Here is a 26137-nt window from a genome sequence, read left to right on the forward strand (position 1 = left end):
CCAGGGCGAAGGCGAGCGTGGTCTTGCCCGCGCTCGGCAGCCCGGTCAGCCACACGGTGGCGCCGCGCTCGCAGGGGCCGGCCGCGCGGGCCGCCTCCGCGGCTGCGGCCGCGGCGGCCGGGGTGTGAACTGTGGTCACGGTGATGGTCTCCTGGGGCGAGTTGACGGCAGGTCAGGGCTGGACGCCGGCGCACTCCCGCAAGAACCAGGCCTCCCGGGCCGCCGGCGAAACGGAACCACCGCGGACACCCCGGCGGACGGCGCCGCCGTCCGCCGGGGTGGCGGGACCTCTCAGGTGGTGGCGAACTCGACCAGGGTCCGGCCGAGGACGTCCATGTCGATCCGGTGCCAGGAACCCGGCAGTTCGAGGGCCCGGCCGTTGGGCACGGCGGCCGCGGTCGCCCGGGCCGCCGCGCGGAGCCAGGCACTGGTGCCGGAGCTGTTGAGGACGAGGGTCTCCGTCCGGTACCCGGCCAGCCGGTCGGCGGGGATGCTGCAGTCGCCGCAGATCGTGGTGTCGTAGACGAGGGTGTGGGCGTTCGCCTCGTTCATCGCCCAGATCGGGCCCTGCCGCCATTCGGCGACGGTGTCGGGGGTCAGGCCGAGGAACGCACCGAGGTAGTACTCGACGGCCTCGTCCCGGCGCCCCTCCTCCAGGGTGACCCGGAGCGTCTTGGCGAAGTTCCAGACCGGCTTGGGGAATCCGTCGACCCGGTAGAACGGTTCGTGCAGGGCCAGCTTGGTGATCGGCGCGCCGGCGAGGGCGGCCTCGATCGCCAGGTTCGCGCCGGAGGACCCGGCGAAGACCACGGCGGAGCCGCCGGCCTCCTCGATCACCGCCCGGAGGTCCTCGATCTCCCGCTCGACGGCGTACTCGGCGGCGTCGCCGCTCTCGCCGCGCCCGCGCCGGTCGTAGACATAGGTGGTGCAGTGCGGCGCCAGCTCGGGGACGAGGGCGTCGAAGATGGTGTGATCGCGGAACGAACCGTTGAGCAGCACGATCGGCGGGCCCTCGCCGGCCTTCTCATAGGCGATCGTCGTGCCGTCCCGGGAAACGACCTTGCGCATCACGCACTCCTCATGCCGAACGGAGGTGTTCTCACCTCGCCGTTGTCGGCATCCTTGGACGCGGCGGTGGACCGCCGGTCGAGGCCCGGTCGCGGGTGGGGAGCGCGCTCAGGAGAGCCAGCCGGCCTCCGTGGCGATCCGGACGGCGTCGATCCGGTTGCGGGCGTTGAGCTTCACCACGACGGTCGTCAGGTAGTTGCGCACGGTGCCGATCGACAGGTGCAGCTTGGCCGCTATCTCCCGGGGCTCGTCGCCCAGCGAGGCCATCCGCAGCACCTCTATCTCCCGTTCGGAGAGCGGGTTCTCGCCGATGTCCCAGGCGCTCATCGCGAGTTGGGGGTTGATCACCCGGCGGCCCGCGGCCACCTCCCGGACGGCCTGCGCCAGCCCTTCGGCCGGGGAGTCCTTGAGCAGGAACCCGGAGACGCGCGCGGACATCGCCCGGCGCAGGTAGCCGGGCCGGCCCAGTCCGGTCATGATCAGCGTGCGGCACTCCGGTAGCTGGTCGTGCAGGATCTCGGCCGCGGTGAGGCCGTCCATGCCGGGGAGGTCGACGTCCATGATCGCCACGTCGGGCCGGGACTTCAGTGCGGTGGGGACGATGAGGTCGCCGCGGTCCACCACGGCGACGACTTCCAGGTCGGGCTCCAGTTCGAGCAGCGTGACCAGGGCTCCCCGCACCATGTGCATGTCCTCGGCCAGGAGAATTCTGAGCCGCCGATTGTCCACCTATCCCCCTTTAATTGTGCTGATTCCCCAAAGTGTGAATGAGATTGTCAGGTCGTGGCATCCGCCTGCTGCACGATGACCGCTGAACCGTCCGACGCCGACAGGCCGAATTCCTGGAACACCTGCGGGCGGTCGGACGGATCGGGAGTGCCCAGGTGGCCGCGGTAGCCGCGGGCGACCAGCCGGACGTCGGCGAGGGCCTGGCGGGACACGTCGAGCACGGTGGTCAGTTCCTCCCTCGCCGGCTCCGGTGACTGCGGGAGCAGCCGGTGGATGAGTGCGCACTTCATCGTGACCTCGGACAGGCTCGACCCGAGCACCTCGTGCAGCTCGCGTTCCACGATCAGGCGCTCGCGGGCGACGGCCAGCTGCGCTAGCGCGCCCCTGGCCTCGTGCAGCTCGGTGACCAGCCAGTAGAGCGCGCTGAACCCGTAGAAAACCAGGCCCGCGACCAGTGAGGAGTCGGCCAGGTAGACGGTTTCGGACAACGGTTCGCCGGCCGCGACCGCCGCGGGCACGATGACCGCGATCGCGGCCGCGTACAACGGGACCCGCAGCCGGCCCGGCACGGTGATCAGCAGCGATCCGGCGAGGCAGCCCGCCATCGAGCCCCAGGGGGCGTCGAGCCAGAGCAACGGGGCGTAGGTGGCCGCGGCGAGCAGCGCCAGGGTGAGCGTCCGGGTGCGTACCGACCAGGTCCGCGAGCGGCGCAGCGAGTGGAACGCGTGGAGCGCCACGACACCGGCGAAACAGCCGAGGAAGGCGAGCATCGCGGGGCCGGACCGGGCCTGGCCCGCCGCGTTGATCACGGTGATCAGCGCGTAGCCGGCCAGCACGGCGACCAGCATGCCGCGGGCCATCCGCGGGGCCCAGGGGCTGGCGGCCATCGCCGGGTCCTCGGGCCGGGCCTCGGTGTGCCGGTCGTCGTCCCGGGCCGTGGCCGGGGCGTGCGCGAGGACCTCGAACCAGCCGTCGCCGGTGGGCCCGCCGGTGAGGTCGCCGCCGACGCCGCGCAGCCGGGTCGCCAGGTTGGCGAGCCCGCTGCCGCCCCCCGGCATGGTGTCCAGCCGCTCCTCGCCGACGCCGTCGTTGCGGATCCGCAGCGACACCGTCCCGCCCTCGCGGGTGGCGGTGACGCTGCAGTGCTGGGCCTTGCTGTGCCGCAGGGCGTTGGTGACGGCCTCGCGCAGCACGATGGCCAGCGCGGTGTCCACCTCGCGGGGCAGCGGGCCGCAGGTGAGGTCGGTGTCGGTGGTGATCTGCGCGGCGGTGAGGACGGAGACCGCGGACTCCGTCTCGGCGGCCAGCGACATGTCCCGGTAGCCGGTCGCGACCAGGCGCACGTCGGCGAGGGCCTCCCGGGCGATCCCGAGCACCTCGGCGACCTCGGACCTGGCCCGGTCGGGCGCGACCGGGACGAGCCGGTAGCCGAGCTCGGTCTTCAGGGTGATCGCCGACAGGCTGTAGCCGAGCAGGTCGTGCAGGTCCCCGGCCACCCGCAGCCGTTCCTGGACGACGGCCAGGCCGGCCAGCGCGCGCCGGGTGTTGCGGAGCTCGGTGACCAGGCCGGACAGCGAGCTGACGCCGTAGATGATGAGGCTGGCGAGCATCGTCGCGCCGGTGCCGTAGAGGGCGATGCCGGGCCCGGCGATCGCCACGACGGCGGGCACGATGGCCGCGGTGACCGCGGCGTACAGCAGCCAGCGGGCCCGGCCGGGCACGGCGAGCAGCACCGAGCCCGCGAGCAGTCCGGCCATCGCACCCCACGGGAGCCCCAGCCAGACCAGCGGCAGGTAGGTGACCGCGGCCTGCGCGGTGAGGGTGAGGACCCGGGTGCGGACCGGCCAGGTCCGGGGTCTTCGGGTGGAGTGGGCGAACTGGAGGCAGAGCACGGCACCCATGCCGACGGCCAGGACGGCCGTCCGTAACGGGTCGGGCCCCTGGTGGAGCACGTCCAGCACGGTGACCAGGGTGTGGCCGCCGAGCACCCCCAGGGTGACCAGCAGCGCCATGCGCTGCGCCCGCACGCCGGACTCGTGGTCGTGACCGTCGTCGTGACCGTCGTCCTGGCCTTTGCCGTGGGGCGCGTCGAGCATCGGCGTCTGCCTCCCGGTTCGACCTACGGTGTTTGAGAGCACGGGGAGTTGACCCGAGTTCTCCTGAAAAACCGCGATGATCTTACCGACGAAGCATCAGCTTGTCATGGGCGACAATCCTCACTTATCCGACCGGATAGACCGGCGCACATCACCACGCCGGGGGATCTACCAGTTCTATATGAATGATCTTCCCGACTTCCATGGACGATCTTCCAGATCTACAGGAACAGCGGAATCGGGTTGAGATTCTCGTAGTGGGTCGGGGCGTCCAGCAGGCCCGTGCGGACCGGCACGTCGAACAACCTGCCCGGGGCGAACCGCGCCCAGAAGTGCCGCAGGCCCGGGACGACGACCTTCACGACCGGAATTCCGAGATCCGGCCGCGTCTGGTCGAGCACCAGCACCTCCAGCCCGTGGCTGCGGGCCAGCGCGCAGAGGTGCTCCAGGTCCTCCCGGAGGTCGGTGCGCGGGGTGTACGCGTAGTCCGCCGGGGTCCTCGCGGGGCGCCCGGGATCGGGTGCGAGATACGGCTGAGAATCGACCTTCGCCTCGCGCCACCACTCGAGGAGGTGGGCCGGCAGCCCCGGGGTGTAGCCGTTGGTCACGGCGGGCAGCATCTGGCCCAGTTCGGTCACGGCGCGGCTCAGCGCGACGGCGGGGTCCAGGTGCGCGCCGAAGCCGAGCACGATGTCCTCGGCCGGCCCGTCGACCCGGCGGGAGACCGCGGCCATCACCGGGACGCCCAGGTCGGAGGTGAGGTCCAGCACCCAGAGCTCGCGGCCCAGTTCGCGGAAGCGCTCGGGCAGTGCGGCGACCCACGGGTCGCCGAAGGCGGTCGGGTCCACGGCCGCGTGACGGGTGCGGTTGTACCACCAGAGGGCGACGGCGTCGCGCTCGACCAGTTCGAGGAGGCCCTGCAGGGTGGCGTCCTCCAGGGTGCCGCCGGCGGCGTTCCCGTTGGAGTCGGCGAGGATCGAGGCCGGGGCGCCGTCGCCGTAGTACAGCATGGCGGTCGGCAGCAGCCGGTGCCTGCCCCCGGTGAGCGACCACACCGGCGTCCACTCGATCTCGGCGTCCTCGTCGAAGCGCTCGGGCACGTGCTGGAAGGGGATGCCCGGGGCGTTCCACTCCGCGCGGTCCCGGTACTGCAGTTCGTCGAACAGCATGCAGGCGCCCGGGTGGACGGCGTCGGCCGCGAGGTCGCGGTAGCTGCCGAGGACGGTCGCCTCGTCGCCGGCCCGCGAGGCGCTGTAGCGCTCCACCGCCTCGCAGAGCCCGCTGACCCGGGCGTCCAGGTCGGTGCGGCCCTTGCCGCCGCTCTGCATCCGCAGCCCGGCGCGCATCGAGGCCAGGCCGGCCTCGGTCAGCGCCAGGTTGGGGCCGCTCTGGTAGCAGTGCAGGAAGGACGGGCTGCGCGGGTCGCGGACCACCCGCTCGACGATCCCGGTGACCGGATCGGCGAGGTGGCCGAAACGCTCCCACATCTGCTCGGCGGACAGCGCCCGGTGGCCGTTGCCGCCGGTGACGCCCTTCGGCCGGGAGGCCGGCCGGACCGGCTGCCGGGCCCGGTCGGCGATCAGACCGGGATCGCCGCAGTCCGGGCACTGCGGGCGCCGTGCGACGGGGTGGTGGGTGGCGCCGAGGACCAGCGTGTCCAGGGCCCAGAGCGCGTTCTGTCCGTCGTTGCGCACGCCGGCCAGCCATTTGACGGCCTCCAGCGCCGCCGTCTGGAGGCCGAGTTCGCGGGTCGCCGCGAGCGAGGCGTCCGGCAGCCGGACCGGGCCGGCCAGGCCCAGCGCGCGCCGCACGTGGCTCTCGCCGCGCCGGTGCGAGCGCAGTCGCACGGCCAGGCAGGACCAGCAGGGCCCGGCGCCTGGCCGGAAGACCGGGCCGACCAGGAGCTGCGCGCCGTACGGCTTGGCCGGCAGCCACGGCCGCCCGTCCGCGAGGCGGGCGGCGTTGAACTCGGCCAGGGCCGGGTCGAGGTAGTCGTCGCAGACGACCAGGGTGAACGGGGCCCCGGGGCCGCAGGTCAGGCCGGCCGCGCGGCAGGCCCGTTCGGCCGCGGCCGCGTCGGCCCCGCCGAGCGCGAGGACGGTGAGCGCGGCGTCCGTCGGGCCGCCGACCCCGGCGAGGTCCCAGTAGGCACCGGCCGCGGCGTCCTGCCGGCCGGTGTGGAAGCCGACCAGGCCGGCCGCGCCGAGCCGGTCGAGCATGCGGTCGAGGTCGGCGGCGGGGATCTGCGCCGCCGCCCGGATCTCGGTGAGGGTCCGTGAGCCGTCGAGCAGCGGGGCCACTTTCTGGATGGTGGATCCGGACAGTGCCGTGGTGCCGCGGGGGGAGACGAGGTAGACCGCCTCGCCCGGGACGATCTCGGCGCGCAGGTGGCGCCGGAATCCGATCGGCCGTTCGTCGGTGAGCACGGTGGCCGCTCTCTGCTACTGGGCCGAGTCGACGGTGACGATGAAACACCATCCGGTGACGACATCGGTGTTCTGGGTGGCGTAGTCGAGGTTCTCGATGACCAGGTCGTCGGTGCCCGCGGTGATCTGCATGGTGGTCGCCCTCCCGGTTCTGCCCCGCGGTCCGTCGCCGCGGTGAAGGAAGTCTCCAGCGATCCTCTAGCGAGACACCAGGCAGAGATTCACGTTCGCCGTGTGAATTCTTCATACCGGAGAGATGTGCAGCTCAGTGGGCAACTCCCGGCGCACTGTCCATGCTGGAGGGGAGACCGAAGGTTCGATGCCTGGAGGAACGAAATGTCCGAAGGCCCAAGAAGTCATGACCCCGCCAAATCCGGGCGCCGCCCCGGACCGCTGAGCATCGGGCTGCTCGGCTCGCTCTCCCTGCACCTCGACCGGACGCCGGTGACGATCAGCGCGCCCAAGCAGCGCCAGGTGCTGGCCATGCTCGCCCTGAACGCGGGCCGGGTCGTCACCGTACCAGCGCTCATCGAGGAACTGTGGGGGGACCGCCCCCCGCGCAGCCACGCCACCACCCTGCAGACCTACGTCCTGCAGCTGCGCAACGCGCTGGCGGCGGCGGACGCCGACCGCCCGGGCGTGCGGCAGATCCTGAGCACCCGTCACAGCGGCTACCTGCTGGAGGAAGGGGCCTGCGAGACGGACGTCGAGGGGTTCGAGCGCCGGGTGCGGGCCGGTCGGGCGGCCTCCGAGATGGGCGACCACCGCCGCGCCTCCGAGGAGCTGCGGCAGGCCCTGCACCTGTGGCGCGGGCCCGCCCTGGTGGACGTCCGCAAGGGCACCGTCCTGGAGATCGAGGCGGTGTCGCTGGAGGAGAGCCGGCTCGGTGCGCTCGAGCGGCGCATCGCCTCCGACCTCGCCCTCGGGCGCCACGCCGACCTGCTGGGCGAGTTGACCCGGGTGGTGGCCCGGAACCCGATGAACGAGAACCTCTGCGCCTACCTGATGATCGCCCTCTACCGGGCGGGCCGCGTCGGCCGCTCGCTGGAGGCCTTCCACCGCCTGCGGTCCGTGCTCAACCACGAACTGGGCGTGGAGCCCTGTCCGCGGCTGCAGCGCCTGCAGACGGCGATCCTGTCGGGCGACCCGGCGCTGGACGTCTGGTCGGTGTCGTGGTCCCCGGAGGAGTTCGCGGCGAGCCGGCTCGCCCGGGTCTGAGACCGCGCCGGCCGGGTGCGGCCGCCCGGCGCGAGGTGGAGGGGAGGGGCGGGAGGAGGGGCTCCCGGAGGGCTGCGCGAGGGCGACGGCAGGCTGCCGCCGCCCTCACGCACGTCCGGCCGCGGCCCGGCCCCCGCGGGTACTCCGGGCGGACGCCGACCCGCGGCCGATCCGCCGCCGCGGGCCCCCGGCGCCCGCGGTGTGCAGCAGGATGGAGCGGCCGGGGCGGAAACCTTGTCGACGGGAGCGCACTGATGGTCGAGTCGTGGAGGTCCGGTCCGGCCGAGGTCCGGCCGGTCACCCTGGAGGCGGACGGACTGCCGGTCTCCGGACTGCTCGCCGAGCCGCCGGGAGGGCGGCCCCGGGCCGTGGTGGTCGCCCTGCACGGCGGTGGCATGAGCGCCGGCTACTTCGACTGCCGGGCGGTCGCCGGGCAGTCCCTGCTCGCCCTCGGCGCCGGGCTCGGCTGCACCGTGCTGGCGCTGGACCGCCCCGGCTACGGGGCCTCGGCCGCGCACCTGCCGGACGGGCAGGGCCTCGCCGAGCAGTCCGCGACGCTGCACCGGGTGCTGGCGGAGTTCGCCCGCCGGCACCCGGTGGGCGCCGGGTACTTCGTCGTGGCGCACTCCTACGGCGGGAAGCTGGCGCTGGCCGCCGCCGCCGACCCGGCCGGCCGCGACCTGCTCGGCCTGGACATCTCCGGCCTGGGCCACCGGCACGCCGTCGACCTGGAGCTGCTGCCCGGACCGGACCGCTCCGGCGAGTGGCGGCGGCACTGGGGGAGCACCCGGCACTACCCGACGGAGGCCTTCACGCTGGCCCGCGCCCTGGTCTCGCCGATGCCGCACCGTGAGTCCGCCGAGGTGCCGCGGTGGCCCGGGCTGCTGCCGGGGCTCGCCGCCCGGGTGCGGACACCGGTGCGGTTCACCTTCGCCGAGCAGGAGCAGTGGTGGCGGCACGACGAGGAGGCGGTGACCGAGCTGGCCGGCCTGTTCACCGGGACGACGGTGTGGGTGGACCGCCAGCCGGGCGCCGGGCACAACGTCAGCCTCGGCTGGGCGGCCCGCTCCTACCACCTGCGGGCGCTCGCGTTCCTGGACCAGTGCCTGCTGGCCGGGGCGGGCTGAGCGGCCGCCGGCGGGGGGAGGGCCGCCGCTCCGGGAGGGCTACTGGTCGAGGAAGGCGAGGACGGCCAGGACCCGGCGGTTGTCCCCGTCGGTGGGCAGCAGCCCGAGCTTGGTGAAGATGTTGCTGATGTGCTTGGCGACGGCCTTCTCGGAGATGAACAGCCCCTGGGCGATGCCGGCGTTCGAGCGGCCCTGGGCGACCCACTCGAGCACCTCCCGCTCGCGCTCCGAGAGGCTGCCGACGCTCTCGTCGCGCTCCTTGCGGATCAGGAGCTGGGAGATGACCTCCGGGTCCATCGCGGTGCCGCCGTCGGCGACCCGGCGGATCGAGTCCAGGAACTGCGAGCCGTTGGTGACGCGGTCCTTGAGCATGTAGCCGACGCCGCGGCCGCCGCTGGCGAGCAGCTCGCGGGCGTAGAGCGGCTCGACGTACTGGGAGAGCAGCAGGATGGGCAGGTCCGGCATGGTGCGGCGGGCGGCGAGGACGGCGCGCAGGCCCTCGTCGGTGAAGTTCGGCGGCAGCCGGACGTCGACGACCGCGACGTCCGGCTGCTGCTCGGTGAGGGCGGCGAGGAGGTCCGCCCCGTTGTCCACGGCGGCCACCACCTCGTGCCCGTAGGCCTGGAGGAGGCGGATCAGACCGTCCCTCAGGAGGAAGTGGTCTTCGGCGAGGACAATACGCACGGAAGCTCCATCGTCACCATGGTCGGGCCGTTCACGGGGCTGTTCACGGCCAGGACCCCGTCGAAGGTGCTGAGCCGTCGCTCGATGCCGCGCAGGCCGGTGCCCCGGGTGGCGTCCGCTCCGCCGCGACCGCTGTCGGTCACGGTGATGCGCAGCATGCCGTGATCGTAACGGATGTCGATCCAGGCCCGGTCGGCGCCGGAGTGCTTGGCGACGTTGGTGAGGATCTCCGAGATCGCGAAGTAGGCGGCCGACTCGACCGGCATCTCCGGGCGGCCCTGCAGGTCGACGACGACCTCGGTCGGGACGGGGCAGACCATGGCCAGGGCGCGGACGGCGTCGGCGAGCCCGCGGTCGGCGAGCACCGGCGGGTGGATGCCGCGGACCAGGTTGCGGATCTCCTCCAGGGCCTTGGAGGAGGACTGGCGGGCCTCGATCAGCAGCGCCCGGACGGCCTCCGGGTTGGTCTCCAGCAGGTGCTCGGCGGCGTCCAGGGTCATGCCCATCGCGACCAGCCGGGCCTGGGCGCCGTCGTGCAGGTCGCGCTCGATCCGGCGGATCTCGGCCATCTGGGTGTCGACGGCGGTGCTGCGGGTGGTGGTGAGGTGCTCGATCCGGCTGGCCATCAGCTCCTGCTCGCTGGGCGCCAGCATGGAGTGGGTGTACAGGGCGTGCTTGCGGACCGCGCGGGGCGCCATCCACAGCGCCAGCGGCAGCTGCAGCGCCCCGAGGACGCCGGCCAGCACCGCGGTGGCCTGACCGTCGATCGGGATGAACTGGTACCAGAGGCCGTCCCACTCGGTCGACAGCGGGACGCCGAAGAAGGCCAGGAAGATCCCCCAGAAGCCGCTGAGCAGCACCGCGATCGGCATGAAGGCGAGGAAGCCGCCGGCGATCGGGTCGGTGAGCACCCAGGCGAACTCCCGCCGGGTCTGCGGGTCGCTCATGATCCAGCGGTAGCGGGCGACCGCCCCCGAGGCGCCCTCGGGCGCCGCGGGCAGACCGGCCGGCGGGCCGGGGATCCGCACGCCGGCCCAGGCCTCGGACAGGGCGCGCTGACGGGCGGCCAGCGAGCGGACGCCCTCCATGGCCCGCGGCACCAGGCCGAGACCGGGGCCGACCAGGGAGATCGCGCCGGTGACGCCGAGCGACCGGCCGAAGGCCGCGACGGACATCCAGCAGAGGGACAACGCCCGCCGCAGACCGGTGAATCCGGCGGGGACGGAGAATCCCCTGATCTCGACCGCCGAGGGGCTTCCCCCGAGCTGCATCGTGCGGTCCATGACCCGCTCCTCTCTGGTGCCGTTCGCACTGCCCCGGCCGTGTGGCCGTGCGTCCATTCTGGCCGGGACGAGGGGGAGAAATCGGTAGTACTAACCCCCCTCTTGAGCGGCGCGAGGGGGAGGTTCCCCTACCTCGCGCCGCCTGCGCCCCCGGTCAGAAGCCGTCCGCGGTCGCCTCGGCGCCGGTTTCGGCCGCGACGAACAGCGACAGGGTGTCGGCCACGCAGACCGCGCTCGGCTGGCCCTCGACCTCCACGGTCATCCGGACCGCGGCCAGGTGGCCCATCGGGGTCTCGCGGACGCTGGTGACCTTGGCGCCGCCGCGCACCCGGGCGCCGACCGGGATCGGGCGGGCGAAGCGGACCTTGTCCAGGCCGAAGTTGACGCCCAGCTTGACGTCGTGGATCTCGAAGATCGCGCGCATCATCGCGGGCAGCAGGCCGAGCGTCATGTAGCCGTGGACGATCGTCCCGCCGAACGGGCCGGTGGCGGCGCGCTCCGGGTCCACGTGGATCCACTGGAGGTCGCCGGTGGCGCCCGCGAACCGGTCGACGCTGTCCTGGGTGACCTCGAGCCACTCGCTGTACCCGAGGTGCTCCCCGGTCGCCTCGGTGAATTCGGCCAGGCTGGCAAAGGATCTCATGCGGGTGATTCTGGGCGGCCGTCCACGGCGCCGACAAGGCGTTCGGGGCCCGCGGGGGCGTTCGGTCAGCGCGCCGTCAGCTGGCCGTCAGCGAGCGGGCGCGCGGGCCCCGGAAACGGCCGACGCCCGCCGGTGGTGGGGCACCGGGCGGGCGTCGGACGGTCGTGCGGGGCGGCTCAGCCGTAGCGCTTGAGCTCGTGGAAGAAGTCCGGCACGGTGTGCAGCTGCCCGCTCGCCAGGACGCGGTCGTAGACGTGCTTGGCGACGGCCATGTCGAGCACGCCGAGGCCGAACGGGGAGAACACCACCGGGCGGTCGGACGGCGGGGTGATGCCGCCGGTGAGCACGTCGTAGAGCGTGCCGGCGACGAAGTCGCGGTGGCCGACCTGCTGCTCGGCCAGGTGCGGCGAGGTGCCCGCCTTCATGCAGTGCTCGATGTCGTCGACGACGTTCCACGAGTCGAGGACGATCTCCGCGGACAGGTCGCGCAGCGAGACGTGCAGCACCAGCGGGTTGTGCGAGAACCACTGCGGGTCCGTCACGTGCGGCTCGCCGGCCACGGTGGCGAAGACCACCAGGTCGCTGGAGCGGATCAGCTGCTCGGCCTTGTCGTGGACGGTGATCGCGACGTCCTCGCCCTCGGCCCGGCGCAGGTACTCCGAGAAGCCCCGGGCGTGCTCGGCGGACAGGTCGTGGACGCCGATCTCGGTGAAGTCGAAGCCGTTGGCCGCCAGGTAGGTGTGCACGTACCGGGCGATCAGGCCGACGCCGAAGAAGCCGACGCTGGTGGGGCGCTCGCCGCGGGCGTCGGCCAGCCGGGCCGCCGCGAGGGCCGCGGAGGCCGCGGTGCGGGCCGCGCTGATGATCGAGCTCTCCAGGCAGGCGAACGGGTAGCCGGTCTCGGCGTCGTTGAGGATCAGCACGGCCGAGGCGCGGGGCAGGCCGGCCGCCACGTTCTCCGGGAAGCTGGAGATCCACTTGATGCCGTGCACGCCGACCTCGCCCTTGACCGAGGCCGGCAGGGCGATGATCCGCGAGGACGGGCGGTCGGGGAAGCGCAGGAAGTACGAGTCCGGGTTGACCGTCTGGCCCTCGCCGTGCAGCCGGTACGCGGCCTCGACCGTGGCGACGACCTCGTCCTCGTGCCCGTTGAGGGCCTCGTGCACCTGGGCGCCGGAGACCACGGCGAAGGGAGGTACCTGATTCATGGGAACACTGCTCCTGGTCGAACGGTCGGAACGGGGGCGGAACGGTCGGAACGGGGTGGGCGGCCGAGCGGCCCGGCCGGGGCGCGGAGCGGCCCGGCCGGCGCTCAGCCGATCCGGGCCAGGCCCTTGGCGCGCTGCCGGGCCCGCCCGCGCGAGACCACCATCGGGTCCCAGTCCGGGCCGCGCTCGGGCAGCCGCGAGGCGTCGCCCAGCACGGACCCGGCGAGCACCTCGGGCAGCAGGCCGCGCCCGATGATCTGCGAGGCGGCGGCCATCCCGCAGGTGGCGACGGCGCCCAGGCCGCTGCCGTAGCGGACGCTCTGGCCCACCACGTACAGGCCCTCGACGTCGGTGCGGACGTCGGGGCGCTGGCCCACGCCGCCCCAGCTGGCCATGCCGTACGGGGTGCCGCCGGTGCCGCGGATGTAGCGCTCGTGGCTGAGCGGCGTGGCCGTCTCCACGTGCGTGATCCGGTCCCGGAACGGGCCGACGACCTTCTCGGCGGTGGTCAGCATCAGCTCGGTGAGCTGCTGCTTGCGGGCGACGTAGGCGGCGTTGCGGCGGTACGGCTCGCCGTCCACCGGTCCGCCGCCGACGCCCCAGAACCCGTGGCCGGCCGGGCAGCCGGTCATCAGCTGGAAGTTGCTGTGGCCGGGCGGGCAGACCGCCGCCGCGCCCGGGTCCTTGAGGGAGGCGAAGGAGAAGGTGAGCTGCGGCACGGACTCCATCGAGCCGTCGCGCGCGTAGCGCTCCTGCATCGCCGCGTGCGCGGCCTCCATGTCGTCGCTGTCGTGCCACCAGATGTTGGCGTTCGGCAGACCCGGCAGTTCGGTGTCCAGCGCGACGTACACGGCGACGACGGCGCCGCGCATGGTCGCCGCGCGGGTCTTGGCGACCAGCTCGGCGGGGAAGGCCTCCTCGCCGCCGCACAGGTCGAGCACGGTGCGCCGGTAGTCCGCGTTGGAGATCACCAGCGGGGCGGAGATCCGCGTACCGTCGGTGAGTTCGACGCCGGTGGCGCGCCCGTCCTCGATCAGGATGCGGCGCACCTCGCAGCGGGTGCGCAGCTCGCCGCCGGCGGACTCCAGTGCCTCGACGAACGCGGCCACCAGCACTTGGCCGCCGCCCTCCGGGTAGTAGGCGCCGCGCAGGTAGTGGTCCAGCATGGCGGCGTGCTCGGAGAAGGTGATGCCGTCCGGCATGGTGCCGTAGTTGCCGGCCTGCGCCGCGACGAGGGTGCGCCCCTTGGGGGAGAGACCGCAGTGGTCGAGGGCCTGGGCGAGCGTCCGGCGGGTCCACCGCATGGTCTGCGGGGAGCGGCGGAACAGCTCCACCATCGAGGCGCCGTGCAGGCCGTCCCGGGTGGCGCCGGCCACCGCCTCGGCGAGGTCGACGAACCGGTCGATCCGGTCGGCCTCCTCCGGCAGTGCCTGGCGGAGCCGGTCCCGGTAGGCGTTCCAGCCGGCCGGCACGTCCACCGTGGCGGTGGGCGTGATGATCCGGTCGAACCCCTGCTCGTTGTCCATCGGGAGGAAGTTCACCCGGTCGCGGACGCCGAGGCCGGACAGGATCGCCGGGAACAGCCCGCCCGGGCCGCAGTCGCCCAGGTAGTGCGTGCCTACGTCGAACTCGTACTTGCGCCGGCGGCGGAACACGTGCGCGTTGCCGCCCGCGATGTCGTGCTGTTCGAGGACGAGCACGCTGCGCCCGTCCGCGGCCAGGTAGCCCGCGCTGACCAACCCGCCGAGACCGCTGCCGACGACGATCGCGTCGTAGTGGTCTCTGAGTCCCTCGGCCCCCCGCATGCGCGCCCCCATTCGCGTTGCTGCCATCAGAACGTGCCGCCGCCGTGGATCTCGAGGACCGAGCCGCTGATGTACGCGGCGCGGTCGGACACCAGGAAGGAGACCAGGTCGGCCACCTCCTCGGGCTTGCCGGCCCGGCCGAGCGCGACGTTCTTCAGCATCCGCTCCACCGCGGCCTCGGACATGTCGCCGACCATGTCGGTGGCGATCAGGCCCGGGGCGACCACGTTGGCGCGCACGCCGCGCGGGCCGCACTCCTTGGCGAGGGACTTGGTGAAGCCGATGATCCCGGCCTTGGACGCGGCGTAGTTGGCCTGCCCGAGGTTGCCGTAGATGCCCGACACCGAGGACAGGTTGACGATCGACCCGCTGCGGCGCTTGCTCATCGCGAACGCGGCGGCGCGGCAGACGTGGTAGACGCCGTCGAGGTTGGTCCGCAGGACCTGGTTCCAGTCGTCCTCGGGCATCAGGATCACCGGGCGGTCCCGGGTGATGCCGGCCGAGGTGACGGCGGCGTCGACCGGGCCGAGCTCGCGCTCGGTGCGGCCGAACCAGTCGCGGACCTGCTCCGGGTCCGCGACGTCACAGGCCGTGGCCGTGATCCGGGTGCCGAACTCGCCGGCCTCCTTGGCGAGTTGCTCGGCCGCCTCGGCGTTCGAGCGGTAGCAGAAGGCGACGTCGTAGCCGTCCTGGGCCAGGCGCAGCACGATGGCCTTGCCGATGCCCCGGGACCCGCCGCTGACCAGCGCGATCACGCCTGTTCCCCGATCAGTCTGAGGACGGCGCAGCCCACGGCGCCGTCACGGTCGACGGCGGACACCAGGGCGATCCGGCCCCGGGCCGCCGGGTCGGCCTCGGCCACGCCGAGCACCGCCTGGATCTGGAAGGTCGCCGCGGCGGCACTGGTGTCGCCGATCAGCTCCATGGACGGGATCCGGCTCAGCGCCTCGGCCGGCAGCAGCGCGGCCAGCGCCTCGTGCTCGGCCCGGCCGGCCGCGGTGGGCGCGGCGCACGGCACGGCGGCCCACACCTCGTCGGCGGTGACGCCGGCGCGGTCCAGGGCGCGCCGGACGCAGGCGGTGACGGCGGCCGCCGGGTCGTCGTCGATGTCGACGCGGGTCTCGACGGCCAGCACGGCGGCGATCGCCGGACGCTGGGCGGTGCCGGCGTGCTCGACCACGAACAGGCCGCAGCCCTCGCCGAGCAGCGGCGTGGAGTCGCCGGGGGCGACGGCGGTGTGCTCGATCCAGGCGTGCGCGGCCGAGAACTCCTCGGCGGAGCCGACCAGGTACTTGGTCGCCCGGCCCTGGCCCATCAGCCGGCGGGCGTAGCTGAGCGCGAGCAGACCGGAGACCCGGCCGCCGGCCACGGTGGTGTTGGGGCCCTTGAGGTCGTGCCGGATGGCGGTGGCGCCCGCGGCGTGGTTGAGGCTGCCGAAGGGGATCCGGCCGGCGTCGACGTGGAAGGGCAGCGCGTTGGTGTAGGACTGCTTGAGGAAGTTGGTGACGTTCTCCAGGCTGCCCATCGAGATGCCGAGGACCACACCGGTGCGGTCGTCGGTCTCCACCACCCGGTTGCCGTCGGCGTCCTGGAGCAGGCCGTCGGAGGCGACCAGGGTCAGGGCGGTGAGGCGGTCCATCTTGGCGGTGCCGCTCGGGCCGAGCAGGCCCTTGATGTCGAAGCCGGGCACCAGGCAGACGTCGGGCGAGGGCAGCGGGCCGAGGTCGGCGTCCGCCTTGACGGCGGTCTTGGCCCCGGCGCGCACGCCGGCCGCGAAGTCCTGGCGGGTCAGGCCGTACGGCGACACGGCCGACCAGCCGGTGATGACGAGCGTCTCCGGCGGCAGGGCCGCCGGGGTGGCTGCGCTTTCCAATGAACTCGTCATCTCAGACTCGCTCTCCGTACGTGCCAAGGATCAGGATGGCGTTGTTGCCGGCGAAGGCACTGGAGTTGTTCTCCACGATCCGGACCTCGGCGTCGACGGCCTGGTTGGGCACGACGTCCAGCGGGCAGTCCGGGTCGGTCTCCAGGTGGTTGATGGTCGGCGGGATGAACTGGTGCTCGATGGCGAGGCCGCAGGCGATCGCGCCGAGCGCGCTGGCCGCGCCCATCGAGTGGCCGAGCATCGACTTCACCGCGACGGTGCGCGGCGGGGCATCGCCGTACACGTCGAGGATGGCCGCCGACTCGGTCTTGTCGTTGGCCTTGGTGCCGGTGCCGTGCGCGGAGATGAAGTCGATCTCGTCCCGTTCGACGCCGGCGTCGTCCAGCGCGAGCCGGATGCCGCGGGCGATGCCGTCCCGGTTGGGCGCGGTCGGGTGCGCGGCGTCGCAGCTGAGGCCGTAGCCGAGCACCTCGGCGTAGATGTGCGCGCCGCGGGCGAGGGCGGACTCCAGGCTCTCCAGGACGAGGATGCCCGCACCCTCGCCGGTCAGGATGCCCTGGCGGTTCTTGTCGAACGGGCGGACCACGTCCGGGGTGAGCGCGCCGAAGCGCTTGAACAGGGCGAAGGCCTTGCGGCAGACGGCGTCCGCGCCGCCGCACAGGGCGATGTCGACCTCGCCGGAGCGGATCGCGTCCAGGCCGTAGCCGATCGAGTAGTTGCCGGCCGCGCAGGCGGTGGTGATGGTGGTCGGCTCGACGTTCGGCATCCGCAGCTCGCGGGCGATGGCGGTGGTCAGCCGGCCGGCGTTGATCCGGCGGGACAGCACCGGGTCCATGGCCTCCGGGTCGCCGGCCGCGAGCTCCTGCTCGACCAGCACGCCGATGTCGTGGCCCTCGCCGTCGGTGGTGCCGACGCTGATGACGGCCTGGCGCTCGCCGAGGTCGGCCTCGGTGAGCCCGGCGTCCTCCACGGCCATCCGGGCGGCGGCGACGGCGAACTGCCCGGCCCGGCCCACGTCCTCGAGCGGGACGTTGCGGATCCAGCGCTCCGGCTCGAAGTCCGGGACCTCGCAGGCGACGTTCTGGCCGAAGCCCTCGGTGTCGAAGCGGGTGATCGGCCGCGCACCGGAGCGCCCGGCCCGCAGCCCCGCGGTGTACTCCTCGACCCCCGTGCCGATGCTGGAGATCGCCCCGAGGCCGGTGAGGACGACCCTGCGGCGGTCGGCCGGCACGCCGCCCCGGGGTGCCGCTGGTGACTGTGCGGTGGACATGGGACTCCTTAAGCAGTGGGATGCCTGCGAGCGGGGGTTCCGGTGCCGGAACCCGCCCCGATCACCAGCCGGCGGCCGCCGCGGTCACCTGGTAGGTGGCCTCCACGTTGACCATCTTCGGCAGCTCGTTCATGTCGATGACGATGGAGTACTCCATCTCCAGCGCGCTCAGCACGTCGATCAGCTTGAGCGAGTCGGCGCCCAGCTCGTCGACGAACAGTGCGGTGTCGGCGAACTCGGTGTGCACGTCGATGTTCTCGGCGACGATCTCGCGGATCCGGGTGAGACGCTCCGGCGCAACCGTGGTCATGCTCGTTCCTCCGTCTGTCCAGGGGCCCTGAAGTGGCTTCCGAGTAGGAACGTAGTCAGCCCCGATGACGGGTCGATGACGTCCAACTGACCGCTCACTGACGGGTCCTGTCGGGGGGTGGAAGGCCAGGTCGCAGGGGGTGCCGGGGGGCAAAACGACCGCCCGCCGCACCCTCGGGCCAGGGCCCTGGTGGGTGCGGCGGGCGGCGGTGGCGCGGCCGTTCGGACGCGCGGTGGCGGTGGGCCGGTCAGCCCTGCTGCTGCAGGCTGAGCGGTCGCATGTCGGTCCAGTTGGTCTCGATGTGGGTGACGGCGGTGGCCCGGTCGGTGGCCTCCAGGGCGACCGTCCAGCCCTCGGGCACCGCGGCGAAGGACGGCCACAGGGAGTGCTGCCCCTCCTCGTTGACGAGGACGAGGAAGGTGCCGTCTTCGCGGTCAAAGGGGTTCGCCATGACTGTTCTCCAGCTCTCGGGAAGGTCTCGGGATCTCGGGCGTGCCGGGTTGATCGGGCGTCAGGTGGTCGGGTCGGCGGCCAGGGCGGCGAGGGCGCGTTCGACGGCGGTGCCGATCGCCGCCGCCGGGGCGGGCTGCAGCATCTGCTGGTGTCCGCAGTCCACGTCGTGCGCGAGGACGGCGGAACCGACGTACGGCTCCCAGCCCTTGACCTTGAGGGCGCGTTCCTCCGGGGTGGGCCGGTCCTCGCCGCCGGCCGCGACGAAGAGCGTCATCGGGCAGCCGTCGAAGCGGGTGGGCGTGAACCGCTGGAACAGCTCCAGGTTGTTCCGCATGACGTCCAGCAGCCGTTCCAGCGTACCCGGTTCGAGCGCGGCGAGGGGGCCCTCGGTGCGGGCCAGGTGCGCGGCGACGTCCTGCGGGGTGAGCCGGTGCAGGCCGGTGGCGTCGACGCCGGCCTCGGCGAGGAAGTCGGCGAGGAACTCCGCGTCGCTCGGCCGGGCGTCCGGTGCGTCGTCCGGGTAGGCGTCCAGGTTGGCCAGGAACGCCACCCGCTCCCCGGCGGCCTGCAGCCGGACGGCCATCTCGTGGGCGACGACCCCGCCGTAGGACCAGCCGAGCAGGTGGTACGGCCCGTGCGGCTGGACGGCCCGGACCCTGGCCAGGTACTCCTCGGCGACGTCCCCCAGGTCGGTCGGCAGCGGGCCGTCCCCGGACAGACCGCGGGCCTGCAGCCCGTAGACCGGCTGGTCCGGGTCCAGGTGCTCGGCGAGCGCGGCGAACGGGATCGCGAAGCCGAGGCCGCCGTGCACGCAGAACAGCGGCGGGCGCCCGCCGGCGGCCCGGATCGGCAGGACGGGGCCGAGCAGGTCGACCGCGCCGCCCCCGGCGGCGCCGGCGGCCAGCGCCTCCAGGGTGCGGTGCTCGAAGACCGCGCCGAGGCTGATCGGCAACCCGGCCAGGGTGGCCGCGTTGACCAGCCGGATCGCCTTCAGGCTGTCCCCGCCGAGCGCGAAGAAGGAGTCGTCCGGGCCGACCGGGGCGATCCCGAGGACCTCCTCGACGGCCGCGTAGAGCAGCCGCTCCGGCCCGGTGCGGGGCGCCTGCGGGGCGCGTGCCGCGGGGGCGGGGGCGGGCAGCGCCCTGACGTCCAGCTTGCCGTTGGCGTTCAGCGGCAGTTCGGGCAGCACCGTGTAGGCGTCCGGGACCATGTAGCCGGGCAGCGAGCGGGCCAGGTGGCTGCGCAGCGCGGCCTGGTCCGGCTCCGGTCGGCCGTCGGCGGGCACCAGGTAGGCGACCAGGCGGCGCTGGCCGGCCGCGTCGGCGGGGGCCAGGACGGCGGCCCGGGCGACGTCCGGGTGGTCGGCCAGCAGCCGCTCGATCTCGCCGAGTTCGATCCGGTAGCCGCGGATCTTGACCTGCTGGTCGGCGCGGCCGACGTACTCGATCCGGCCGTTGCGGTCCCAGCGGACGAGGTCGCCGGTGCGGTACATCCGGGCGCCGCCCGGCTCGAACGGGCAGGCGACGAAGCGGTCGGCGGTCAGCGCGGGCCGGTTCAGGTAGCCGCGGGCCAGGCCCGCGCCGGCCAGGTAGAGCTCGCCGACCACGCCGCGCGGCACCGGCCGCAGCGCCCCGTCCAGGACGTACGCGGTGGTGTCGCCGATCGGCAGGCCGATCGGGACGGTGCCGTCGGCCCGGCCGAGGTCCTGGCCGGTGGCGAAGGTGGTCACCTCGGTGGGGCCGTACACGTGGAACACGGTGGTGTCCGGCAGGGCGGCCCGCAGCCGGTCCAGGTGGTCGCGGGAGTGGGCCTCGCCGCCGGTCAGCAGCGCGCGCAGCGGGGCCAGGGCGCGCGGCCGGGTGTCGGCGAGGGTGTTGACGAACTGGGTGGTGAGGAAGGCGACGGTCACCCCGGCCCGGGCCGTGAACTCCTCCAGGGCCTGCGGGTCGGCCGGGCCGGGCGGGTGGATCGCCAGCCGGGCGCCGTGGGCGAGCGCGCCCCAGATCTCGAAGGTGGAGGCGTCGAAGGCGACCGGCGCGAAGTAGAGGAAGGTGTCCTGCGCGGTCGGCGCCAGTTCGGGCAGGCCCAGCACCAGGCGGACGGCGGCGCGGTGCGGGACGGCGACGCCCTTGGGCTTGCCGGTGGAGCCGGAGGTGTGGATGACGTACAGCAGGTCGTCGGGGTCGATCGGCACGGCGGGCACCGGGGTGCCGGGCAGGGCGGCCAGTTCGGCCGCGGTGGCCGGCTCGTCCAGGACCAGCCGGGTCACCCCCGCGGGCAGCTCGCGATCGGCCAGCGAGCGCTCGGTGAGCAGCAGCCGGACGCCGCCGTCGGTGAGCATGTCGCCGACCCGCTCGTCGGGGTGGGACGGGTCGATCGGCAGGTAGGCGGCGCCGGTGCGGGCGATCGCCAGCAGGGCGGTGACCACGGCCGGGCCGCGCTCCAGGCGCAGGGCCACCAGGTCGCCCCGGCGGGCGCCGCGGGCGGTCAGCAGGCGGGCCAGCCGGTTGGCCCCGGCGTCCAGCTCCGCGTAGGTGGTGCGGCGCAGCTCGCCGGGGCGGCCGGGCTCGGCGTGGACCAGGGCGACCGCGTCCGGCGCGGCCGCGATCCGCTCGTCGACCAGGGCGGTGAGGGTGGTGCGCGGGGTGCCGGCCCGGTGGGTGCCGAGGGCGAGCAGCTCCGCCTCCTCCGCGGGCGCGAGCAGCTCCAGCCGGGAGAGCGGTTCGGCGGGCGCGGCGAGGGCGGCGGCGAGCAGCCGCAGGTAGGCCTCGGTGATCCGGCGGGCGGTGGCGCGCTCGAACAGGTCGGTGCGGTACTCGACGGCCAGCGCGAGCGCGCCGTCGGCCTGCTCGGTGAGCTGGAAGAAGAGGTCCCACTTGGCGGTCCGGACCGGGACGGGCTGCTCGGTGACGACGAGCTCCGGGTCGGCGGCGGGCGCCGGGGCGGGGCCGGCCTGCTGGAAGCCGAGCATCACCTGGAACAGCGGGTGGCGGGCCATCGAGCGCTCGGGGTTGAGTACCTCGACCAGCTTCTCGAAGGGCACGTCCTGGTGCTGGTGGGCGGCCAGGTCGTAGGCCCGGACCCGTTCGGCCAGCTCGCGCAGGCCCGGGTCGCCGGAGGTGTCGGTGCGCAGCACCAGGGTGTTGACGAACATGCCGACCAGGTCGTCGAGCCGTTCGTCGGTGCGGCCGGCGATCGGGCTGCCGAGCGGGATGTCGGTGCCCGCGCCGAGCCGGGTGAGCAGGGCGGCCAGCCCGGCCCGCAGCAGCATGAAGGGGCTGACGCCCCAGGCGGCGGCCAGTCGGTGCAGTTCCTCGACGAGCTGCGGCGGGACGGCGGTGCGCACGACGTCGCCGCGGTGGTCGGCCCGGGTGCCGCGCGGGTGGTCGTAGGGCAGCGCCAGCTCCTCCGGCAGGCCCTTCAGGGTCTCCGTCCAGTGGCCGAGCTGGCGGGCGAGTTCGCTCGCCGGGTCGGTCTCGGAGCCCAGCAGCTCGCGCTGCCACAGCGCGTAGTCGGCGTACTGGACGGGCAGCGGCGGCAGTTCGGCGGGGCGGCCGGAGCGGCGGGCGCGGTAGTACGCGGTGAGGTCGCGGGCGAGCGGGGCGAGCGACCAGCCGTCACCGGCGATGTGGTGCAGGACGAGGGTCAGCACGTGCTCGTCCGGGCCGAGGGCGAACAGCCGGGCGCGCAGCGGGAGTCCGTGCTCCAGGTCGAAGCCGCGGGCGGCCTCGGCGGCGAGCGCCTCCGGCAGTCCGGCCTCGGTGACCTCGGTGACCGGGAGCGGGACGACGGCCTCGGCCGGTGCGAGCACCCGCTGTTCGGCGGGTCCGGCACCGGCGCCGGATACGGGGGTGGAACCGGCGCCGGTGGTCTGGGGGGTCCCCTCAGGGGAGGCGGGCAGCTGCGGGAAGACGGTCCGCAGTGCCTCGTGGCGGGCCACCACGTCCTGCAGGGCGTCCTGCAGGGCGGCGGTGTCCAGCCGGCCGGTCAGCCGGATCGCCAGCGGGATGCCGTACAGCCCGCCGGGCGCGCCCAGGTGCTCGACGAACCAGAGCCGCTGCTGCGCGTGGGACAGCGGCAGCACCGCCGGGCGCGGGCCCGCGGTGAGCGGTGGCCGGCCGGGCGCGGCGGCGCCGAGCCGTTCGGCGAGGCGGGCGGGGGAGGGGGCCTCGAAGAGGTCCCGGACCTGGAGTTCGGCGCCGAGTTCGGCGCGGACCCGGTTGACGATCCGGGTGGCCAGCAGTGAGTGGCCGCCGAGGGTGAAGAAGTCGTCGTCGGCGCCGACCCGGTCGAGGCCGAGCACCTCGGCGAAGACGCCGCAGAGCAGCTCCTCCTCGCGGCCGCGCGGGGCGCGGGCCGAGGTGGCGTAGGCGGGCGCGGGCAGGGCGCGGCGGTCGAGCTTGCCGTTGGCCGTGAGCGGCAGCGCGGCGAGCGGGACGACGGCCGCCGGGACCATGTACTCGGGCAGCCGCTCGGCGGCGAACTCCCGCAGCCCGGCCGGGTCGGCGCCGTCGCGCAGCACCACGTAGCCGACCAGCCGCTGGTCGCCGGGCCGGTCCTCGCGGGCGACCACGGCGGCCTCGGCGACCGCCGGGTGCCGGCCGAGGACGGTGGCGATCTCGCCCAGCTCGATGCGGAAGCCGCGCAGCTGGACCTGTTCGTCGGCGCGGCCCAGGTACTCCAGGGTGCCGTCGGCGCGCCAGCGGCCGAGGTCGCCGGTGCGGTACATCCGGGTGCCGCCGGGCTCGAACGGGCAGGCGACGAACCGGGCCGCGGTGAGGTCGGGGCGGTTCAGGTAGCCGCGGGCCAGGCCCGGGCCGCTGATGTAGAGCTCGCCGGGCACCCCGGCGGGGACGGGCTGCAGGGCCCCGTCGAGCAGGTAGACCCGCAGGTCGGGGATGCCGCGCCCGATCACGCTCCCGCCGCCGCCGGCCGCGGTCGCGGCGTCCAGCTCCTGGTGGGAGACGTGCACCGTGGTCTCGGTGATGCCGTACATGTTGACCAGACGGGGCGCGTCGTCGGGGTGGCGGGCGTACCAGTCGGCGAGCTTGCCGACGTCCAGGGCCTCGCCGCCGAACACCACGGTGCGCAGGGCGAGCGGGCGCGGGCGCTCGGCGTCGGCCCGGATCAGCTGGTAGAAGGCGGAGGGCGTCTGGTTGAGGACGGTCACCCGTTCCTCGGCGAGCAGGTCCAGGAAGGCGTCCGGGGAGCGCGACACGTCGTACGGGACGACGACCAGCCGGCCGCCGCGCAGCAGCGCGCCCCACAGCTCCCAGACGGTGAAGTCGAAGGCGATGGAGTGGAACAGGGTCCAGACGTCGCCGGGGCCGAAGCCGAACCAGCCGTCGGTGGACTCCAGCAGCCGCGCCACGTTCTGGTGCGGCACCACCACGCCCTTGGGGCGGCCGGTGGAGCCGGAGGTGTAGATGACGTAGGCCGGGTCGTCGGGGGTGGCCGCGGTCTCCGGCGCGGTGGCCGGGCGGGCGGCCAGGTCGGCCGCGGTCTCCGGGGCGTCCAGGTCGACGCGCGGCACGTCCGCGGCCTCGGGCAGCTCGGGCAGCACGCCCGCGGCGGTGAGCAGCAGGACGGGTCGGGCGTCGCCCAGGGTGTAGCCGATCCGGTCGGCCGGGTGGCCGGGCTCCAGCGGCAGGTAGGCCGCGCCGGCCTTGAGGACGGCGAGGACGGCGACGACCAGCTCGGCGCCGCGCGGCAGCGCGACGGCGACGAGGCTCCCGGGGCCGGCGCCGCGGGCGGCGATCAGGTGGGCGAGCCGGTTGGCCCGCTCGTCCAGCTCGCGGTAGCGCAGGGCGGTGCCGGGCGCGGTGACCGCGACGGCGTCGGGGGTGCGGGCGGCCTGCTCGGCGAACAGCTCCTGGACGGTGGCGCGCCGGGCGGGCTGCCGGGGCGCGGTGGCGGCGCCGCTCCACTCCTGGAGGATGCGGTCCAGTTCGGCGGGTTCGGGCGCGCCGAGCCGGGCGAGCGGGGTCCGAGGGTCGTCCGCGACCTGCTCCAGGACGCGGAGCAGCCGGTCCAGGACCTTCGTGGCGCAGGCCTCCGGGTCCTCGGCGAAGGCCGAGGCGCGGTAGGCGAGCTGGAGGTCCAGCCGCTCCCCGGGGAAGACGGTGAGGCTCAGCGGGTAGTGGGTGGCCGAGAGCATCCGGGCGGCGCTGACGGTGCCCCCGGACTCGCGGAACAGCGCGGCCTCGTCCAGCGGGTAGCTCTGGAAGGCGAGGACGGTGTCGAACAGCTCGCCCTGGACGCCGGAGGCGGCCTGCGCCTCGGCGAGCGGCAGGTGCTCGTGCGGCATCATCGCGAGCTGCTGGCCGGCCAGGGCGGTGAAGAGCTCGTCCGCCCGCTGGTCCGGGCGGAGGTCGGCGCGCACCGGCAGGGTGTTGGCGAACAGCCCGATCATCGACTCGACGTCCGGGACCTCGGCCGGGCGGCCGGAGGTGACGGCGCCGAACACCACGTCCTCGCGGCCGGTGAGCCGGCCGAGCAGCAGTGCCCAGCAGCCCTGGACCACGGTGTTCAGGGTCAGGCCCCGGCCGCGGGCCCAGCCGGAGAGCGCCGCGGTGCGCTCCGGTGACAGGAACCGCCGGACGAAGGAGGGCAGTTCGGGCTCCCGCCCGGGAGCGGCCGCGGGCAGCGCCCGGACCGGCCCGTCGAGGCCGTCGAGCAGTCCGGCCCAGGCCGCCCGCGCGGCGTCCCGGTCGCGGCCGTTCAGCCAGGTCAGGAACGAGCGGTACGGCGCGGGCGCGGGCAGGGCGGCCGCGGTCGCGGCGTCGCCGAGCTGCATCAGCTCGCGGACGGCCAGCGGGAAGGACCAGCCGTCCATGACGATGTGGTGCACCGACCAGAGGAACCGGTGGTGCCCCTCGCCGAGCCGGATCAGGCTGAACCGCATCAGCGGCGGCCTGGCCAGGTCGAAGCGGCGCTGCCGGTCCTCGGCCGCCAGCCGCTGCGCCGCGGCCTCCCGCTCCCCCTCGGGCAGCCCGGTGAGGTCGTGCAGCCGCCACTCGGGCGCGACCTCGGTCTCCTTGAGGACGACCTGGACGGGCTCGCCGGTCTTGCGGTTGCGGAAGCAGGCCCGCAGGTTGGGGTGCCGGCGCAGCAGGGCCGCGGAGGCCTCGCGCAGCCGGGCGGCGAGCTGCTCGCCGTCACCGGCGTTCGGTCCGTCGATCTCGGCGACGAACTGGAGGGTGTACGGGTCGGGCGAGGCCTGGTCGTACGAGGACAGGAAGAGCAGCCCCTGCTGCAGGGGGGAGAGCGGAAGTACTTCGCTGATCTTCGACCCGGGTCTGGGGGCGGTCGTCACGAAAGTTCCTCATTCAACTCGAATTCCAGATCGGCCAGTTCCTCGTCGGACAGGGCGATCAGACTGCTTCCGGACTCCATCGGGGCGGTCTCGGCGGCGTCCTCCGCGAGTTCCTCGGCGACCTGTGCGAGGGCGGCCGCGGTCTTGTGCGTGAAGATGTCGCGGGTGGTGAGGGTGAGACCGGCCCGCCGGGCGCGGCTGACGACCTGGATGGAGCGGATGCTGTCGCCGCCGAGGGCGAAGAAGTCCTCGTCGATGCCGACCCGCCCGGTGCCGAGCACCTCGGCCAGGATCTCGGTGAGCACCTGCTCGCGCTCGTTGCGCGGGGCCCGGGCCTCCGCGAGCTCTCCCAGGTCGGGCTCCGGCAGGGCCTTGCGGTCGAGCTTGCCGTTCGGGGTGAGGGGCATGGCGTCGAGGACGAGCCAGGAGGCCGGGATCATGTAGCCGGGCAGCAGCTCGGCCAGGGCGCGGTTGATCCGCTCCGGGTCGACGCCGGGGCCGGTGAGGTAGCCGACGAGGCGTGGGTTGCCGGAGGCGTCGGGGAGGACGGCGACGGCGGCGTCGGCGACGGTGTCGAGGGTGCGGATGACGGCTTCGATCTCGCCGGTCTCGACGCG

General features: G+C 74.1%; 19 protein-coding genes. 2 read left to right on the forward strand and 17 right to left on the reverse strand.

All coding sequences use genetic code 11. From position 1 onward, the window contains the following. From AB0N04_RS36755 to AB0N04_RS36775, 5 genes are all read right to left on the reverse strand, one after another. A partial coding sequence (locus AB0N04_RS36755; protein ID WP_363365657.1) for an adenylyl-sulfate kinase occupies positions 1-145 on the reverse strand: 145 nt, incomplete at its 3' end. A 146-nt stretch (positions 146-291) separates the two neighbouring features. Beyond that, on the reverse strand, positions 292-1068 hold the full coding sequence (locus AB0N04_RS36760; RefSeq protein WP_360221060.1) for an alpha/beta hydrolase: 777 nt from the start codon (positions 1066-1068) through the stop codon (positions 292-294). Positions 1069-1176: 108 nt separating this feature from the next. Then, positions 1177-1797: a response regulator transcription factor gene (locus AB0N04_RS36765; protein ID WP_360221063.1), complete on the reverse strand. Its 621-nt coding sequence runs from the start codon at positions 1795-1797 to the stop codon at positions 1177-1179. A gap of 47 nt (positions 1798-1844) precedes the next feature. Then, positions 1845-3893 carry a histidine kinase gene (locus AB0N04_RS36770; protein ID WP_360221066.1) on the reverse strand — a complete coding sequence of 683 codons (2049 nt, stop codon included), beginning with the start codon at positions 3891-3893 and terminating at the stop codon, positions 1845-1847. A gap of 221 nt (positions 3894-4114) precedes the next feature. Further along, positions 4115-6319 (reverse strand): TOMM precursor leader peptide-binding protein, encoded by a 2205-nt coding sequence (locus AB0N04_RS36775; RefSeq protein ID WP_360221069.1) that lies wholly within the window; start codon positions 6317-6319, stop codon positions 4115-4117. A gap of 336 nt (positions 6320-6655) precedes the next feature. Here AB0N04_RS36775 and AB0N04_RS36780 point away from each other — a divergent pair, with 336 nt between their 5' ends. Both AB0N04_RS36780 and AB0N04_RS36785 read left to right on the forward strand, forming a co-directional pair. Beyond that, positions 6656-7537, forward strand: a complete 882-nt coding sequence (locus AB0N04_RS36780) for an AfsR/SARP family transcriptional regulator (RefSeq protein ID WP_360221072.1) — start codon at positions 6656-6658, stop codon at positions 7535-7537. A 254-nt stretch (positions 7538-7791) separates the two neighbouring features. Next, complete coding sequence (locus AB0N04_RS36785) at positions 7792-8664, forward strand: alpha/beta fold hydrolase (RefSeq protein WP_360221075.1); 873 nt, start codon at positions 7792-7794, stop codon at positions 8662-8664. Positions 8665-8703: 39 nt separating this feature from the next. Here AB0N04_RS36785 and AB0N04_RS36790 read toward each other — a convergent pair whose 3' ends face one another. From AB0N04_RS36790 to AB0N04_RS36845, 12 genes are all read right to left on the reverse strand, one after another. Beyond that, the gene (locus AB0N04_RS36790) at positions 8704-9348 is read right to left on the reverse strand and encodes a response regulator transcription factor (RefSeq protein WP_360221078.1); all 645 of its coding nucleotides are present in this window, start codon (positions 9346-9348) and stop codon (positions 8704-8706) included. After that, on the reverse strand, positions 9312-10631 hold the full coding sequence (locus AB0N04_RS36795; RefSeq protein WP_360221081.1) for a histidine kinase: 1320 nt from the start codon (positions 10629-10631) through the stop codon (positions 9312-9314). Before AB0N04_RS36795 ends, AB0N04_RS36790 begins: the two co-directional genes overlap by 37 nt. A 154-nt stretch (positions 10632-10785) precedes the next feature. Continuing rightward, complete coding sequence (locus AB0N04_RS36800; protein WP_360221084.1) at positions 10786-11274, reverse strand: MaoC family dehydratase; 489 nt, start codon at positions 11272-11274, stop codon at positions 10786-10788. Between the two features lie 176 nt (positions 11275-11450). Then, positions 11451-12482: a 2,3-diaminopropionate biosynthesis protein SbnB gene (sbnB, locus tag AB0N04_RS36805; RefSeq protein ID WP_360221087.1), complete on the reverse strand. Its 1032-nt coding sequence runs from the start codon at positions 12480-12482 to the stop codon at positions 11451-11453. A 104-nt stretch (positions 12483-12586) separates the two neighbouring features. Further along, positions 12587-14287, reverse strand: a complete 1701-nt coding sequence (locus AB0N04_RS36810; RefSeq protein WP_360221090.1) for an NAD(P)/FAD-dependent oxidoreductase — start codon at positions 14285-14287, stop codon at positions 12587-12589. Positions 14288-14313: 26 nt separating this feature from the next. Beyond that, positions 14314-15042 carry a 3-oxoacyl-ACP reductase FabG gene (gene fabG, locus AB0N04_RS36815; RefSeq protein ID WP_360221093.1) on the reverse strand — a complete coding sequence of 243 codons (729 nt, stop codon included), beginning with the start codon at positions 15040-15042 and terminating at the stop codon, positions 14314-14316. Continuing rightward, positions 15039-16160: a beta-ketoacyl synthase N-terminal-like domain-containing protein gene (locus AB0N04_RS36820; RefSeq protein WP_363365656.1), complete on the reverse strand. Its 1122-nt coding sequence runs from the start codon at positions 16158-16160 to the stop codon at positions 15039-15041. The genes fabG and AB0N04_RS36820 overlap by 4 nt, the downstream gene beginning before the upstream one ends. A gap of 13 nt (positions 16161-16173) precedes the next feature. Next, the gene (locus AB0N04_RS36825) at positions 16174-17442 is read right to left on the reverse strand and encodes a beta-ketoacyl-[acyl-carrier-protein] synthase family protein (protein ID WP_360221099.1); all 1269 of its coding nucleotides are present in this window, start codon (positions 17440-17442) and stop codon (positions 16174-16176) included. A 61-nt stretch (positions 17443-17503) separates the two neighbouring features. Then, the gene (locus AB0N04_RS36830) at positions 17504-17752 is read right to left on the reverse strand and encodes an acyl carrier protein (RefSeq protein WP_360221102.1); all 249 of its coding nucleotides are present in this window, start codon (positions 17750-17752) and stop codon (positions 17504-17506) included. Between the two features lie 247 nt (positions 17753-17999). After that, positions 18000-18203: an MbtH family protein gene (locus AB0N04_RS36835; protein WP_360221105.1), complete on the reverse strand. Its 204-nt coding sequence runs from the start codon at positions 18201-18203 to the stop codon at positions 18000-18002. A gap of 60 nt (positions 18204-18263) precedes the next feature. Further along, a complete protein-coding gene (locus AB0N04_RS36840; protein ID WP_360221108.1) occupies positions 18264-25520 on the reverse strand; it encodes an amino acid adenylation domain-containing protein in 7257 nt (2418 codons plus the stop codon). Next, positions 25517-26137: phosphopantetheine-binding protein (locus tag AB0N04_RS36845; protein ID WP_360221111.1), on the reverse strand; the 621-nt coding region annotated here is incomplete at its 5' end. The genes AB0N04_RS36840 and AB0N04_RS36845, both read right to left, overlap by 4 nt.

This window comes from Kitasatospora sp. NPDC051702 (genome assembly GCF_040681575.1).
GTDB lineage: Bacteria > Actinomycetota > Actinomycetes > Streptomycetales > Streptomycetaceae > Kitasatospora.